The sequence below is a fragment of the Pseudocolwellia sp. G5-9 genome, from assembly GCF_055808995.1.
In genome coordinates this window covers 1,866,476-1,881,344 of record NZ_CM147893.1, presented here as the reverse complement: position 1 = coordinate 1,881,344, position 14,869 = coordinate 1,866,476, and the positions used below count along the sequence as shown (strand labels likewise).

Genomic DNA, 14,869 nt, shown 5'->3' with positions numbered 1-14,869 from the left:
TTATAGTTATTTTTTTAATTATTAAGTTGTAAGTTAGTTTTAATTACTTAGTCTCTAGGGGAGGCTTATTAGTCCCTGTACCGTTGTATATATCTAGATCAAGTTCATTTTCACTCTTGCCTATTAACAAGGTAACCATGATGTCACCTGTTACGTTTACAGTAGTGCGAGCCATATCGAGAATACGGTCAATACCGGCTACAATAGCAATCCCTTCAAGCGGTAAACCTACGGTACTAAGAACAAGTGATAACATGATAAGTCCTGCACCTGGTACACCTGCAGTACCAATAGAAGCTAATGTTGCTGTAGCAATAATTGTTAAGTAATCAGCGGTTGATAGGTCAACACCAAAAGCTTGAGCAATAAATAGTGCTAATACGCCTTGGTAAAGTGCAGTACCGTCCATGTTGATGGTAGCGCCCATAGGTAAAACAAAGCTTGAAATACTACGTGATACACCCAAGTTTTGAGTTGCACACTTTATACTAGCGGGTAATGTTCCTGAGCTACTTGTGGTGGTAAATGCAATGATTTGTGCTTCAATTATGCCTTTATAAAAACGTGTAGGGTTAAGTTTAGCCATTAGGCCAACTAAGCCACCACCTAAGAATAATACATGGAGGATAGAGCCAATATAAACTAGCGCAATAACTTTAATTAATGGTAATAGAATATCTAAGCCGTACTTACCAGATACCCATGCCATTAATGCAAAAACACCGTAAGGAGCAAATTTCATAACAAGTTCAGTCATCTTATACATTGCTTCAGCTAAGCTTTCGAAAACTTTAATGGCTGGCTTAGCTTTTTCGCCTGATAAGTTTAGTGCTATACCTAAACCAAGCGCAAATACAATAATTTGTAGAATATTACCTGCTGCTAATGCTCCTACTGGATTTTTAGGAACCAAACCAACTAATGTATCAATTATACTTGGAGCCGTTTTTGCCTCAGTAACTGTAGTTGCTACCATATTTAAGCCTGCACCTGGTTCGAAAAAAGTTCCAAGTGCTAGACCAATAGAAATGGCTACCGCTGTAGTACAAAGATATATAGCCATTGACTTTATGCCTATACGACTCATTTTTGAAGTGTCTTGTATCGAGGTAACACCTACAATTAATGAACAGAAGATAAGAGGAACTATCAACATTTTTATCGCACTGATAAATAGTGATCCTATCGGTTTAAGTAATTCTGCATCGGTTCCTAGTAAAGAACCTGCAATAATACCGGCAATCATGCCTACGAGTATTTTTAACCATAAAGGCATCTTTTTAGATGCACTGTTGGGGGGAGTTATTGTGTTTGTCATTTTTATCTTCCTTTTTTTTTATATTAATTAAAGATTATTTTACTACTGGGTTTATAAGGTTTTTTATATCGGTTATTTCAAGTAATCTATCTTCGCTAAGAAGAGCTTCTTCTCTCACTATATCTAAAACGGCTTTACCACTATTTAAGGCTAGTTTTGCAATGCGAGAAGCATTTTCGTAGCCAATATACGGACTCACAGCGGTAATAATGCCAATACTATTGTTAACTTGAGCACGGCAATGTTCTTCATTGGCTGTAATACCGCTGATACATTTATGCTCAAACATATGCATTGCTCTTGTAAGTAGAGCAATAGAATCTAGTACGCTATAAGCAATTAAAGGTTCCATAGCGTTTAGCTGTAATTGACCAGCCTCTGCAGCCATAGTGACTGATAAGTCATGACCAATTATTTTGTAAGCTACTTGGGATACTGCTTCTGGAATAACGGGATTAATCTTGCCAGGCATAATAGAGCTACCCGGTTGTTGTGCCGGTAAATTTATTTCACCTAAACCTGCGCGAGGTCCCATACTTAATAAACGTAAGTCGTTGGCAATTTTTGATAGTTTGATCGACAGACGTTTCAACATGCTCGAAAACAATACGAAGGCACCCATGTCCGAACTTGCTTCGATTAAGTCACTGGCTAATACCATAGGGAAACCTGATAATTCACGTAATGCTTTAACTGATATTTCGCCAAATTCGTGGTGAGCATTGATGCCAGTACCAATTGCCGTACCACCTAAGTTGATTTCTGTTAATAACTCAGATAAGTGAGCTATTCGATCTACATCTTCAGTTAAAGTGGAAGCGAAAGATTGAAACTCTTGACCTAACGACATAGGTACAGCGTCTTGTAATTGCGTTCTACCCATTTTAATTACATGAGTGAACTCGTTAGCTTTAACTGTCATAGCGTTTCGTAATGACTTTAGCGACTCCACTAAGGCACCGTGGCTCATTAAAATAGATAAGCGTACTGCTGTTGGATAAACATCATTCGTTGATTGTGAAAGATTAACATCATCATTTGGGTGAAGGTATTTGTAATCTGCTAATGAATGACCAAGGTTTTTAAGAGCAAGGTTAGCAATAACTTCATTTGCATTCATATTGGTGGAAGTACCAGCACCGCCTTGGATCATATCAACAAGAAAAGAATCATGATTCTTACCTTGTTTTAAATCTTCGCAAGCGACTACTATCGCGTTGAACTTTTCAGTGGGTAATAAACCAAGTTGATTATTTGCTATAGCACAAGCTTGTTTTACCATAGCGAGTGCCTTAATCATTTCAGGAAAGTGATTAATAGGAACACCACTTAAAGTGAAGTTTTCAATTGCTCGGTGCGTTTGAATGCCATACAAGGCATTAGCTGGAACGTTAGCCATACCAAGTAAGTCTTTTTCTTGTCGAGTATTTGTATCTAGAGACATAGCGTACATCCACATTGTTAATTAGATGTTGTATAGCATTATTGATACCAGAGTTTATTTATATTTTATGTTGCTGATTTATTTGTGTTTTATTGTTTTTTTTTGACGTTTTTCAAATGTATAACTTTTGTAATAATTAGATGGAATTATCTTTGTAATATTTAGTAATAGTATTTATTTTTTTATTTTTTTTGTTTGTTATCAGTTGCTTAGGTGTGATTATAACTTTTATTATATTTATAGTTAAAGTTATAAGGGGAGAGGAGAGGTATAAAAGAGTATTATCCTAATACTTAGTACCATTCATACTCAATGGGAACTTAGAGTAATTGGAATTATAAATTGTTCAACTTAGAGTTGGAGTTTTACTCTACATGATAGTCAATTACATTTATTTGGTGTGTTTGCTACAACTATTTTTAAGACGTTTATAAAATATTATACAAAAAATAGAAATTTTGGTGTTTATTGCAACGATAAGCTTGTTAATATACACAATAATAATATATGTACTTACTGTTGCTTTAATTTTGTTATTAATATTTGGATATATTAGTGGTATTTAAATATTAAAATGCTTTTTTAGAAAAAATTTAAAGTTTTTTGAATAGATATAGTGCTTTATTATAATTTTTAGACTAAATTTAAATTTATTACTAGCTTATAAATCTTTAGTGGATCCCGAATTAAATAAAAAGGAAATCAATATGTTAATATTAACGCGTCGTGTAGGCGAAACTCTTATGATTGGTGACGAAGTTACCGTTACTGTTTTAGGTGTTAAAGGCAACCAAGTAAGAATAGGTGTAAATGCCCCAAAAGAAATTTCAGTACACCGAGAAGAAATTTATATGAGAATTCAATCTGAAAAAGGCAACGCAGAGCAAACAGATAGTTAATTCTGATAAATCTTAAAAGCCGGCTGTTGTCGGCTTTTTGTATATTTATGGCTGAAAATTAAACGTCTTGCCTGAAATCTCACCAAACAGAAATAAATCTACAAAAAACGTTTGACTTATTTTTTATATCTATTAATATTCGCGTCCATTGGAGAGGTGGCCGAGTGGCCGAAGGCGCTCCCCTGCTAAGGGAGTATCTGGTTTATCCCGGATCGAGGGTTCGAATCCCTCCCTCTCCGCCATTATTTATAATGGTTGTGAAGAAAATATCTTTTAACGTAGATATAAAAAAAGTTTATTACGGACGCGTAGCTCAGCTGGATAGAGTACCTGGCTACGAACCAGGCGGTCGCAGGTTCGACTCCTGCCGCGTCCGCCACTTTTCTTTTAAGTGGCTAAACATAAAAGACCGAGAATACGGTGAACATTTATCTTTTAACGTAGATACAAAACAAGTTTATTGCGGACGCGTAGCTCAGCTGGATAGAGTACCTGGCTACGAACCAGGCGGTCGCAGGTTCGACTCCTGCCGCGTCCGCCACTTTAAAAAGAAAACCAGTCTTATGACTGGTTTTTTTTCGCCTAAAATTTATGAAGTTAATAATGTTAACCTTACTTCGGGATAAGCAAAGTTACTCAACAAGCTATTTTTACGCCTAACTTCGTTGAATTTATTACTAATCGTCAGCTATATAGATAGAAAAATCCCTTCTATACAGAAAAATATCAATGTTGAGAGGTTAATATAACTTAGGGAAACAACGATACATATTAATTTTTTGATAAATAAGAGTTTTAATTCATTCTCTAACATTTATTAACCCGAGTTGGGGTTAATGTTAAGTTGATTAGCTTATATAGCGCTCATAAAAATAATAAAGTTATCCTATTTAATATTTAATGACTGATACGAGCAGATAAGTTGTATTGGTTGCATGTCATAGCTAAGCCTAAAATTATTACAGTAAGTTAGGTTATTCTTTTCTGATTGATTAATCATATTTAATGAACACTTAATACGAAAAACATCGTTTATATAGTAAATTTTATTCACATAAATATGAATAATTATGATTACAGATACGTCTTATGTATATTGTATACAAAAATAAAATTATCCTCTATAGCTCTTGTTTCTGTTGACGCTAAATTGTATACAATTTGTTTTTTGTAATACTATGTTCTGAATAATTATCAATAATAGTGAATATTAAGTATTTTATGCTATTGACTAAATGTTATTTTTCTGAAAATAGAAAAAACAATTTGTTTTTAGTTATTGGAGTGATTATTCTAATTATCTTTAGAGTGACCTGAGGTTATAAAATGGAACATCTAAACGAATTATTTATTGAAGCAGGCACATTAATGCTTGCTGGTATGGTTTTTGTTTTTGCATTTCTTGGTTTATTGGTAGTGTTTATTAACGCTGTATTAGCTAAGTTAGCAATTAAATATCCGGATGCTATACCTCAAACTAAATCATCGAGAGCTAATAAAGCTTCGAACAAGTCTACAGATAGTGTTTCGCCAAGTGTAGTTGCTGCTATATCTTCGGCTGTTTCAAAATATCGTAGTCAACATAATTAAAAATAGATAGGAGCATATTCATGTCAAAGCCTTTAGGTATCACTGAGGTCGTTCTACGTGACGGTCATCAATCACTATTAGCGACAAGATTACGCCTTGAAGATATGCTACCCATTGCTTCTACATTAGATGAAATTGGGTATTGGTCAATCGAGTCATGGGGTGGAGCAACTTTCGACTCATGTATTCGTTATTTAGGTGAAGATCCTTGGGAGCGTATTCGTGCCCTGAAAAAAGCGATGCCTAAAACGAAACAACAAATGTTATTTCGTGGACAAAACATTTTAGGTTACCGCCATTATGCTGATGACGTAGTAGAAAAATTTGTAGAGCGTGCACACGTAAATGGTGTTGACGTTTTCCGTATTTTTGATGCTATGAATGATGTTCGTAACTTAGAAACATCAATTAAAGCTGCGGTTAAAGTTGGAGCACATGCTCAAGGAACATTAAGTTATACCGAAAGCCCTGTTCATACGCTTGAAGGCTGGTTAACTATGGCCAAAAAGTTAGAAGATATGGGCGCTCACTCTTTATGTATTAAAGATATGTCTGGATTACTCAAACCTTACTTTGCAGCTGAGTTAATTGGTAAATTAAAAGAAACAGTAGCTTTACCTATTTCATTACATTGTCATGCTACAACAGGCTTAAGTGTTGCAACACACATGAAAGCAATTGATGCGGGTATTGATGTAATTGATACTTCAATTTCTTCAATGAGCCAAACATATGGGCATTCACCAACAGAAACTATCGCATCTATTGTTGATGGTACGCCACGTGATTCAGGCTTAGACGTAGTTAAAATGGCTGAAGTAGCTGCATATTTTAGAGACGTACGTGAAAAGTATGCAAAATTTGAAGGTAGCTTAAAAGGTGTAGATGCTCGTATTCTCCTAGCTCAAGTACCTGGTGGCATGTTAACTAACATGGAAAGCCAATTAAAAGAGCAAGGCGCATCAGATAAATTTGATGAAGTATTAAAAGAGATCCCTCGTGTACGTAAAGACTTAGGTAATATTCCTTTAGTTACTCCTACATCTCAAATTGTTGGAACACAAGCCGTACTAAACGTACTTACAGGCGAACGTTATAAGTCTATTACAAAAGAAACTGCTGGTATCTTAAAAGGCGAATATGGCGCTACTGCTTCTCCTGTTGATGCTGAGCTACAAGCTAAAGTACTTGATGGTACTGAAGCCATTACATGTCGTCCTGCTGATTTAATTGAACCAGAAATGGACGCTTTATCAATTGAGTTATCTAATTTAGCGAAAGAGAAGTCAATCACGCTAGCTGATGATGAAATTGATGATGTATTAACTTATGCATTATTCCCGCAAATTGGTTTGAAGTTTTTAGAAAACCGTAACAATCCATCTGCTTTTGAACCGGTTCCTACTAAAGAATCAGCTAAAGCTTCTGCTCCAGCATCGAAAGAAGATAAGCCTACTGAGAATTATGCGGTAAGCGTAGACGGTAAAGTTTATGATGTTGTTGTTGCTCCAGGTGGAAGCCTTGAAAGTGTTTCACATGCTCCCGGTGGTGAAATGCTTAAGCAGTCAACGTCGGTTAGTGCTGCAGAAACACTAAATGCACCATTAGCAGGTAACATTTTTAAAGTGTTAGTGAATGAAGGTGAAACGGTTGAAGCTGGTGAAGTTGTTATTGTGATGGAAGCAATGAAAATGGAAACAGAAATTCGTGCTGTAAGCGCAGGTGAAATTGTTGCTGTACACGTTAGAGAGGGTGACTCTGTAACAGTTGGCGACACCTTACTAAGTTTGACATAGGTGAAATAATGGAAGCATTACATACATTATGGTTGTCTACTGGCTTAGCTAACTTTGAAGTTGGCCAAGTGGTAATGATGCTGGTGGGTTGTGGCTTATTGTATTTAGCCATTGCTCGCAATTTTGAACCTTTATTGTTACTTCCTATGGGATTCGGTGCAATATTAACGAATATTCCTGTTGCTGGTTTTTCAGAAGTGGGTGGATTATTACATTATATCTACTACGCAGGTATTGATACGGGTATATTCCCTCTCATTATATTTATGGGGGTAGGTGCCATGACAGACTTTGGGGCGCTTATTGCTAACCCTAAAATGTTGTTTTTAGGTGCTGCTGCTCAGTTTGGTATATTTGCTACTTTATTTGGTGCTATTGCTTTAAATGCGATCCCAGGTATTGAATTTACACTGAAAGACGCTTCTGCTATTGCGATTATTGGTGGTGCCGATGGGCCTACAGCAATATTTTTAGCTTCTAAGCTAGCGCCTGAATTATTGGGGGCTATCGCTGTTGCCGCGTATTCATACATGGCGCTTGTTCCTATTATTCAACCACCAATTATGCGCGCTTTAACCAGTGTTGATGAACGTAAAATTGAAATGGCTCAACTTCGCCATGTTACTAAGATAGAAAAAATTATATTCCCATTAGGTGTGTTGCTAATGACAATATTCTTTTTACCGTCAGCTACTCCGTTGGTTGGTATGTTCTGTTTAGGTAACTTAATGCGTGAATCGGGTGTTGTTGATCGTTTAAGTACAACAGCTCAAAACGAATTAATTAACATTACGACGATATTTTTAGGTTTAGGTGTTGGTTCTAAATTAAGTGCTCATGCGTTTTTAAACGTGGAAACCTTAGGTATTTTAGGCTTAGGTGCTGTTGCATTCTCAATTGGTACTGCATCAGGTGTACTGATGGCTAAGTTTATGAATAAAGTGAGTAAAGACCCTATCAACCCCTTAATTGGTGCTGCAGGTGTTTCTGCTGTACCTATGGCGGCTCGTGTAGCAAATAAGGTTGGCTTAGAAGCTAATCCGCATAACTTCTTGTTAATGCATGCTATGGGACCAAATGTTGCTGGTGTACTAGGTTCTGCAGTTGCTGCGGGGATTTTATTAGCCTTAGTTGGCGGTTAAAGCAACTAAGCGTTAAAGAATTATTAACGTGTTATAAAACAAAAAACGCAAACATTACTGTTTGCGTTTTTTATTGCCCTAAGATTATTATCTTAGTTTTTTATTATGTGTGTAATAAATTCAAATTGCTATGGGTGACGTTTGAAGTGAGTCCATGCATTGTCATTTTTTTCAAAGCAGATCCTATCATGCAATCTACTCGCTCTACCTTGCCAGAATTCAATATAAGTAGGTTTAACATTCCAACCACCCCAAAACTCAGGGTAAGGAATTTCAGCTAAACCTGCGAACTTCTTCTTATAATAAGCTTCACGTTCTTTTAACTCATCAGAAGATATTAACTTAGTACTTTGTTTAGACGCCCAAGCACCAATTTGGCTACCCCTATCTCGGCTATGGAAATACCGTTTAGATTGCTCGGCCGATGTTTTTGATACTTCACCCTCTATACGAATTTGGCGTTGTAAAACATTCCAATGAAAGAGCAGTGATATTTTATTATTTGCTTCTAATTCTTGGCTTTTACTGCTGCCATAGTTTGTATAAAAAACAAAACCATCAGCATTATATTCTTTAAGTAATACCATTCTAGAACGTGGCTGACCGTTTGTATCACAAGTACTGATCGACATAGATTCAGGTAACAATATTCCCGATTTTTGGGCATCGTTAAACCACTGCTCAAATAATGCTAATGGATCGGTTTCTGAAGAAATATCAGGTAAAGGTAGAGCGACCCCTTGACCAAAGGTGAGTAAACATTTTAGTTTTTCGAGTAAATTCATTAAGTTAATTCAAATGATTTTTTACTATTTTATCAGCTTTAGATACTAAGGATAATAAAAATAATAAGGGGGGTTAAAGGTATTGATTATATAGTGTATTTTGCTTTTTATAACTCCCAATCATCGCTATCGTCTAATAATTCTTTCAAGCGTTTTCTTTCTAAAAGGTCGTCGATACGTCTTCTTACTTTGCTGTTACGCTCTGCTTTTGTTCCTTTTGCTAGATCTTTATCATAATCACTTTCGTCAATGCTATCTATTTCATCACTACTATCTAGATCATCACTCATATAACACCTAAATTTTTACAACTTTATACTTTGAACATAGGTAAAAAATTATAACTTTTCAAATTTGAATATCAATAATTTATTTATGTTTGTTTAGATATTTTTAATAGCTTGATAAACTAAATGTTGATTTAATATTCTAGATGTACATAAATGACTCTAACCAACTTTTCTTCGTGGATAAATAACGTATCTATAAATGCTTTTAATTGTTTTAAGAGGCAGCTAGTTATTTTACAAGGAAGTGAGCAATGGGCTAATTCGTTACTTAAAAAAATTGATTCATATCCTTTTGTTGAAGAGGAAAAAGATAAGCAAACTAAACGTTGGTATATTTACAGCGATAATTTAAAACGGGGCAATGTAAATAAACAAACGTATAGAAATCAGCTAGGCACAGAAAGTCATTTTGTCGTTTTTTATAGTGAAGAGCTTAATGTAGATGCTTTGGCTGCCTTATCTGGAACCTTGGTTGCGGGAGGTGTTCTTTTTATCGTTTTACCTAACAAGATAGAGGACTCAAGCTTTTTTAAAAATAGCTTCTTCAATCAACGTTTGGCTAATAAAATATTTAATGATTCGACCTTTAAAATTATAAAAGAAGTTGATTCAAGTCGTTTAAATATAGAAAACAGCTTTATACCAAAATCAGTAACTCATCCAACTGTTTTCAAAAAATATCCTATAGCAATGAACTGCGTAACTGAAGAACAATTCATTGCAGTCAAACATATTATCCAAGTGGTAAAAGGTCATAGAAATAGGCCTTTAATATTAACAGCCGATCGAGGAAGAGGTAAGTCATCAGCTTTAGCTATAGCATGTGCTCACTTATTAGATAATACAAAGTCTGAATTAAGGATAGCTATTACGGCGACTCATAGAAAATCTTTAGATGTGTTTTTTATGCAGCTAGCAAAAAGTTTAGCGCAAAAAAATAAAACTCGTATGGATGCCAACCAATTAGAGCATAAAAACGGTTATGTACAATTTATTGCTGTAGATGAATTAATAAAAACTAAAACTGTGTTTAATTTAGTTTTAGTGGATGAAGCCGCTTCGATACCTTTGTATTTTTTAAATCAATTATTGGCGAAACATCATCGAATGGTTTTTGCTAGTACGGTTCATGGATACGAGGGAGCAGGCAGAAGTTTTACATTAAAATTTCAAAAGCATGTCGTACAAAAATATCCTGAAGGTAAAACCTTAAATATTAGTCAGCCAATTAGGTGGGCAGAAAATGATCCTGTTGAAACTTTTATTTATGAACTTTGTTTGTTGAATGCTGAGGTGCCACCGTTACCTGAAAATTTTTCATTGCCGCAGTTGTTATCTTCAAATATTAATGAGCAAAGAACTCTTGAGTTTGAACAGGTAAGTACAGAGGCTTTAATGTTGAACGAGTTACTTTTAGAGCAAGTTTTTGCAGTGCTGGTTACCGCACATTATCAAACGTCGCCCAACGACCTTAGATTATTGCTTGATAACAACAACATTACTTTAGTGACTCTGTCGTATAAAAAGCAATTACTGGGTGTCGCCTTATTATTAAAAGAAGGTTCAAATGCAAATGAACAATTAAAAGGGTTAATTCAGACGAATCAAAGACGTTTAAAAGATCAGTTTATTCCACAATCATTGCTCACGCATTGCGGTGAAGAGAGTAGTTTTAACTATTCATATTTAAGAGTTATGCGTATTGCTATTGTGCCAGAGCTACAAGAGAAAGGTTTAGGTAGTGTGTTTTTATCGCGTATTGAAGAATATGCTAAACAAACGAAAGTAGACTTTGTTGGAACAAGTTTTGGTGCAAATAAATCTCTACTTAACTTTTGGCAAAAGCAAGACTATAAAATTGCTCGCATAGGTTTTACTAAAGATAAAGCCAGCGGTGAACATTCGGCGTTACTCTTAAAAGTCATTAATCAACAACACAGTGAATACCTCGATAAAATTGAAAATAGTTTTTATCAGAGTTTTGACTACTTATTAGCTGAGCAATATAAAGAGCTGATGCCAGATCTTGTTTGGCAAATTATGACGTATTGTCCATTATCTTCTTTGCCTATATTGAATAACTCAGATTTAAAAGCTATAGAAGATTTTTTTACTAAAAAACGTCAATATAGTGTTTGTGTTTATCATTTACATAAATGGTTACAGCATCAAATGATAATGCCTTTTGATCCCGCTATGGCCCCTATTATTAGTAAAATATTCCAACGGAAAGAAATTTCAAACCTAGCTGAATCTTATGGATTTACAGGTAAAAAAGCATTTAATAATCATTTAATTCAATTTACACAAAGCTATTATCAAAAGCAGAGCAAATAAGATATTTTGTTTTTATATAACTCGTTTGTGGTTTGACAACAGGAAAAAATATGCAGGAAGTGATAAAAGTTGAAAGCTTAGTAAAACAGTATGGTGAATTGAATGCTGTGGACGATGTGAGTTTTTCAATAAAAAAAGGTCATTGTTTTGGACTGTTGGGTCCTAATGGAGCAGGAAAAACAACCACGATTGAAATAATGGAAGGTATTATTCCCGCTACTAAAGGCAATGTCCTTTATAACGGCAAGGACGTTGACCCGTCTATTTCTCAACAAATAGGTATTCAATTTCAAAATACTGCACTACAAGATTTTTTAACAGTAAAAGAAACATTAAATTTATTTGCTGCTTTTTATGATAAAACGGTACCTCAAAATAAACTTATTGAGTTGTGCGATTTAAGTGAATTTTTAAATAAAAATAATCGATTACTTTCGGGGGGGCAAAGGCAACGATTATTGCTAGCACTTGCTTTGATTAATGATCCTGAAATTATTTTCCTCGACGAACCAACTACAGGTTTAGATCCACAAGCACGACGTAACTTTTGGCAACTTATTAAAAATATTAAAGCAGAAGATAAAACCATTATTTTAACCACGCATTATATGGACGAAGCCGAACAGCTGTGTGATGAAGTGGTAATTATGGATCACGGTAAAATTATTGAATCGGGTACACCTGAAACCCTATTAAATAAGCACTTTGAAAGCATTTTTATTTACTTGCCTGCAATACACCTCAGTGTTGAGTTAATTGATAAGTTTGATGGTGAAGTACAAGGCGATAGAGTCGAAATAACGACACAACATGTGGAAAAAACTTTAACGCTATTAATTGAGAATAACGTTTCATTAGAAGGATTACATGTGAAGTCAGCTAATTTAGATGATTTGTTTTTAAAACTAACGGGCTATTCTTTGAGGGATTAATTGATGAATTTTAAGCGATTTTTAGCCGTAGTAAAGGCCCGTAATCTTGAGTTCTTTAGAGACAGATCTTCTTTAGGATGGAATTTACTTTTTCCTGTATTAATGCTCGCGGGCTTGTCGTTTGTTTTTTCAGGAGATGGTCGTGGTGTTTATAAAGTAGGGGTGATTAATTTACCTACAGCACAATCAAACTTTATTAAAACCAAACACATAGACTTTGTTAACTATAACGATGTGGCGTTAGCTACCACTAAACTTGAGCATCATGGAATTGATTTTTTAGTAGATTTTACCCTAAAGAAATATTGGGTAAATGAAGGTGCGCCTAATAGCTATTTAGTGGAAAAAATATTTCAAAGTGAACATACAAACTATCAGCGTTTAACTACACAAGGAAAGCCTATTAGATATGTTGATTGGGTTTTACCTGGTATTTTAGGTATGAATATGATGTTTAGCTGCTTGTTTGGTGTTGGCTACGTTATTGTTAGGTACAGAAAAAACTCAGTGTTAAAACGCTTGAAGGCAACTCCTTTATCCGCTTTTGAATTTGTGTCAGCCCAACTTGTATCGCGATTGTTTATTGTTATGTTTATGTCGAGTGTTGTTTATATTGGTTGTAACGTTTTTTTCGATTTTTACATGTTAGGTAGCTATTTAGATCTTTTTATTATTGGCGCTTTAGGTGCTTTTAGCTTAATAACCTTGGGACTTTTAGTGGCGAGCAGGAGTAAAAGTGAAGAGCTCATTGGTGGTTTATTAAACTTAACCTCATGGCCTATGATGTTATTATCAGGTGTTTGGTTTAGCTTAGAAGGAGCGCCAAGTGCGATTCAAATGTTTTCTAATTTCTTGCCTTTAACTCATATTGTGACAGGAGCACGTAAAATTATTACGGAAGGGGCTAGTTTGGCTGATATTAGTTTTCACATATGGTGCTTGGTAGCTATGTGTTCATTGTTTTTAATTTTAGGTTCTTATTTATTTAGTTGGAATACAGAACGATAAGCTTAGTTGATTATAACAAACGGAGCTATTGAAGCGGCTTTCTTTTTAGCTATACTTAAAGGTATAGATTTATTGATGAGATATGAGGTTATCTATTCAAAATTTTCTTTTAAAAAGCACTGGCTGTATATTTGTTTTTTTAGCTATTTTAGGCGCTGTTTTGCCATTGCTACCGACAACGCCATTTTTGTTGGTAGCAGCAGGGTGCTTTGCAAAGTCGTCACCTTATTTTCATAACAAATTATTAAACAGTAAATTGTTTGGTCAGTTGATCAAAGATTGGCAAGATTCACGATCTATATCGCAAAAGTCTAAAATGATTTCTTTATGTTCTATGGCGTTAGCTGGGGCGTGGTCGTGTTACATGCTGGGCAATATATGGTTAAAGGTTTTAGTTATTGTTCTAATGATAGGGCCAGCCATTTTCGTTTATAGACTACCTATTGCTAAACGAGCAAGCAAATAAATAGTCTAGAGTTTGTTAGTTTGCAATCTAAATACAAAAATTATGCTAAGGCTTTACCTACTAAAGCGGCTAAATGTTCAGGTAGTGTTAGCTTAAGCGCTATTTCATGCCCTTGGTCTGACATTTTTCGCCACGTAAGTTGTAATATTCGAATGATTTTTTCTTCGGTATGTTTTGCTGCAAACTCATCAAAGTAATGCTGTAAAAACACCAAACAAGCAACATCTTCTAAAGTTTGAGTATCAGGGTTTGATTTGATTTTTTCTTTGCGTAATAGCTTGGCCGTAGTTTCTGCATCTTCTTCAGAATATCCATGTTCAATCATAATATTTTTAGTTAATTCTGCGTGAAACTTACCTTGCTCAATTCGCCATTTTAAATAACCTGCTTTACCCACATCAAATTCAGTTCGTTTTAGGTGCCAGCGTTTGATATGTTGTGCACGAACCGCTATTTGTAATAGTTCATTGGCTTCTGGCCAATATTGATTAATACATGCACTCATGTACTGACCATATAATAATTCTTTAGGTTGAGTTTTTCCGTTAACAATTGTGGTATTAGGATCTTCGGAATTAATATCGTCAATTGCAGTGAAAACAGAGTGTAGTTGGGTGTTTTTCATGATCGTACCTAAAAAATAAAGAGTTACATTTTAGCTTTTTATTATTTATTTTCCAGTAATACTCTATTTAACTCTAGCGTCGACTTTAATTATTTATAATTCATTAACTTTTAGTTGTGATTTAAAGCTGTAAGTATATGATTTTTATTTATAAGTATGTCCTCTTTAAATCATGAAAGTTAAGTGGTTATTCATTTTCTTTACAAGCTTATAAATAGTTATGACGAGCTAAAAATG

Annotated in this window: 13 protein-coding genes and 3 tRNA genes; 11 read left to right on the top strand and 5 right to left on the bottom strand. The window is 34.8% G+C overall.

Annotated elements, in window-relative coordinates; genetic code table 11:
* Positions 1-43 precede the first annotated feature (43 nt).
* Positions 44-1,318 (bottom strand): dicarboxylate/amino acid:cation symporter, encoded by a 1,275-nt coding sequence (locus tag AC0L5Q_RS08075; protein WP_473617038.1) that lies wholly within the window; start codon positions 1,316-1,318, stop codon positions 44-46.
* A gap of 34 nt (positions 1,319-1,352) precedes the next feature.
* On the bottom strand, positions 1,353-2,762 hold the full coding sequence (locus tag AC0L5Q_RS08070; RefSeq protein WP_473617034.1) for an aspartate ammonia-lyase: 1,410 nt from the start codon (positions 2,760-2,762) through the stop codon (positions 1,353-1,355).
* Positions 2,763-3,469: 707 nt separating this feature from the next.
* On the opposite strand from AC0L5Q_RS08070, the gene csrA reads away from it, so the two are divergent.
* The 7 genes from csrA (at position 3,470) to AC0L5Q_RS08035 (ending at position 8,189) form a co-directional block, all read left to right on the top strand.
* Positions 3,470-3,661 (top strand): carbon storage regulator CsrA, encoded by a 192-nt coding sequence (gene csrA / locus AC0L5Q_RS08065; protein WP_473617031.1) that lies wholly within the window; start codon positions 3,470-3,472, stop codon positions 3,659-3,661.
* Between the two features lie 150 nt (positions 3,662-3,811).
* Positions 3,812-3,903: transfer RNA gene (locus AC0L5Q_RS08060), tRNA-Ser, on the top strand.
* Between the two features lie 60 nt (positions 3,904-3,963).
* Positions 3,964-4,040 (top strand) — tRNA-Arg (locus AC0L5Q_RS08055).
* A gap of 85 nt (positions 4,041-4,125) precedes the next feature.
* A tRNA-Arg gene (locus tag AC0L5Q_RS08050) sits at positions 4,126-4,202 on the top strand.
* Positions 4,203-4,987: 785 nt separating this feature from the next.
* On the top strand, positions 4,988-5,251 hold the full coding sequence (locus AC0L5Q_RS08045) for an OadG family protein (protein ID WP_077340785.1): 264 nt from the start codon (positions 4,988-4,990) through the stop codon (positions 5,249-5,251).
* 20 nt (positions 5,252-5,271) lie between these two features.
* Positions 5,272-7,047 carry a sodium-extruding oxaloacetate decarboxylase subunit alpha gene (gene oadA, locus AC0L5Q_RS08040; protein WP_473617025.1) on the top strand — a complete coding sequence of 592 codons (1,776 nt, stop codon included), beginning with the start codon at positions 5,272-5,274 and terminating at the stop codon, positions 7,045-7,047.
* An 8-nt stretch (positions 7,048-7,055) separates the two neighbouring features.
* Positions 7,056-8,189: a sodium ion-translocating decarboxylase subunit beta gene (locus tag AC0L5Q_RS08035; RefSeq protein ID WP_076419292.1), complete on the top strand. Its 1,134-nt coding sequence runs from the start codon at positions 7,056-7,058 to the stop codon at positions 8,187-8,189.
* A gap of 128 nt (positions 8,190-8,317) precedes the next feature.
* Here the strand turns inward: AC0L5Q_RS08035 and pdxH are convergent, their stop codons facing one another.
* Together pdxH and AC0L5Q_RS08025 are read right to left on the bottom strand one after the other, a co-directional pair.
* Positions 8,318-8,974: a pyridoxamine 5'-phosphate oxidase gene (gene pdxH / locus AC0L5Q_RS08030; RefSeq protein WP_473617020.1), complete on the bottom strand. Its 657-nt coding sequence runs from the start codon at positions 8,972-8,974 to the stop codon at positions 8,318-8,320.
* A 107-nt stretch (positions 8,975-9,081) separates the two neighbouring features.
* A complete protein-coding gene (locus tag AC0L5Q_RS08025; RefSeq protein WP_077340779.1) occupies positions 9,082-9,264 on the bottom strand; it encodes a PA3496 family putative envelope integrity protein in 183 nt (60 codons plus the stop codon).
* A 153-nt stretch (positions 9,265-9,417) separates the two neighbouring features.
* On the opposite strand from AC0L5Q_RS08025, the gene AC0L5Q_RS08020 reads away from it, so the two are divergent.
* The 4 genes from AC0L5Q_RS08020 (at position 9,418) to AC0L5Q_RS08005 (ending at position 14,007) form a co-directional block, all read left to right on the top strand.
* A complete protein-coding gene (locus AC0L5Q_RS08020) occupies positions 9,418-11,601 on the top strand; it encodes a tRNA(Met) cytidine acetyltransferase TmcA domain-containing protein (protein ID WP_473617015.1) in 2,184 nt (727 codons plus the stop codon).
* 50 nt (positions 11,602-11,651) lie between these two features.
* Complete coding sequence (locus AC0L5Q_RS08015; protein WP_473617011.1) at positions 11,652-12,533, top strand: ABC transporter ATP-binding protein; 882 nt, start codon at positions 11,652-11,654, stop codon at positions 12,531-12,533.
* 3 nt (positions 12,534-12,536) lie between these two features.
* Positions 12,537-13,541, top strand: coding sequence for an ABC transporter permease (locus AC0L5Q_RS08010; RefSeq protein ID WP_473617008.1), 1,005 nt, complete (start codon positions 12,537-12,539; stop codon positions 13,539-13,541).
* An 82-nt stretch (positions 13,542-13,623) separates the two neighbouring features.
* Positions 13,624-14,007 carry a YbaN family protein gene (locus AC0L5Q_RS08005; protein WP_473617004.1) on the top strand — a complete coding sequence of 128 codons (384 nt, stop codon included), beginning with the start codon at positions 13,624-13,626 and terminating at the stop codon, positions 14,005-14,007.
* 40 nt (positions 14,008-14,047) lie between these two features.
* Here the strand turns inward: AC0L5Q_RS08005 and AC0L5Q_RS08000 are convergent, their stop codons facing one another.
* Complete coding sequence (locus AC0L5Q_RS08000) at positions 14,048-14,632, bottom strand: DUF4202 domain-containing protein (RefSeq protein ID WP_473617000.1); 585 nt, start codon at positions 14,630-14,632, stop codon at positions 14,048-14,050.
* Between the last annotated feature and the right edge of the window lie 237 nt (positions 14,633-14,869).

What these genes read in the sequence shown, in the direction of transcription:
- AC0L5Q_RS08075 (WP_473617038.1), bottom strand. Translation starts at nt 1,318, where the DNA reads ATGACAAACACAATAACTCCCCCCAACAGTGCATCTAAAAAGATGCCT.
- AC0L5Q_RS08070 (WP_473617034.1), bottom strand. Translation starts at nt 2,762, where the DNA reads ATGTCTCTAGATACAAATACTCGACAAGAAAAAGACTTACTTGGTATG.
- csrA (WP_473617031.1), top strand. Translation starts at nt 3,470, where the DNA reads ATGTTAATATTAACGCGTCGTGTAGGCGAAACTCTTATGATTGGTGAC.
- AC0L5Q_RS08045 (WP_077340785.1), top strand. Translation starts at nt 4,988, where the DNA reads ATGGAACATCTAAACGAATTATTTATTGAAGCAGGCACATTAATGCTT.
- oadA (WP_473617025.1), top strand. Translation starts at nt 5,272, where the DNA reads ATGTCAAAGCCTTTAGGTATCACTGAGGTCGTTCTACGTGACGGTCAT.
- AC0L5Q_RS08035 (WP_076419292.1), top strand. Translation starts at nt 7,056, where the DNA reads ATGGAAGCATTACATACATTATGGTTGTCTACTGGCTTAGCTAACTTT.
- pdxH (WP_473617020.1), bottom strand. Translation starts at nt 8,974, where the DNA reads ATGAATTTACTCGAAAAACTAAAATGTTTACTCACCTTTGGTCAAGGG.
- AC0L5Q_RS08025 (WP_077340779.1), bottom strand. Translation starts at nt 9,264, where the DNA reads ATGAGTGATGATCTAGATAGTAGTGATGAAATAGATAGCATTGACGAA.
- AC0L5Q_RS08020 (WP_473617015.1), top strand. Translation starts at nt 9,418, where the DNA reads ATGACTCTAACCAACTTTTCTTCGTGGATAAATAACGTATCTATAAAT.
- AC0L5Q_RS08015 (WP_473617011.1), top strand. Translation starts at nt 11,652, where the DNA reads ATGCAGGAAGTGATAAAAGTTGAAAGCTTAGTAAAACAGTATGGTGAA.
- AC0L5Q_RS08010 (WP_473617008.1), top strand. Translation starts at nt 12,537, where the DNA reads ATGAATTTTAAGCGATTTTTAGCCGTAGTAAAGGCCCGTAATCTTGAG.
- AC0L5Q_RS08005 (WP_473617004.1), top strand. Translation starts at nt 13,624, where the DNA reads ATGAGGTTATCTATTCAAAATTTTCTTTTAAAAAGCACTGGCTGTATA.
- AC0L5Q_RS08000 (WP_473617000.1), bottom strand. Translation starts at nt 14,632, where the DNA reads ATGAAAAACACCCAACTACACTCTGTTTTCACTGCAATTGACGATATT.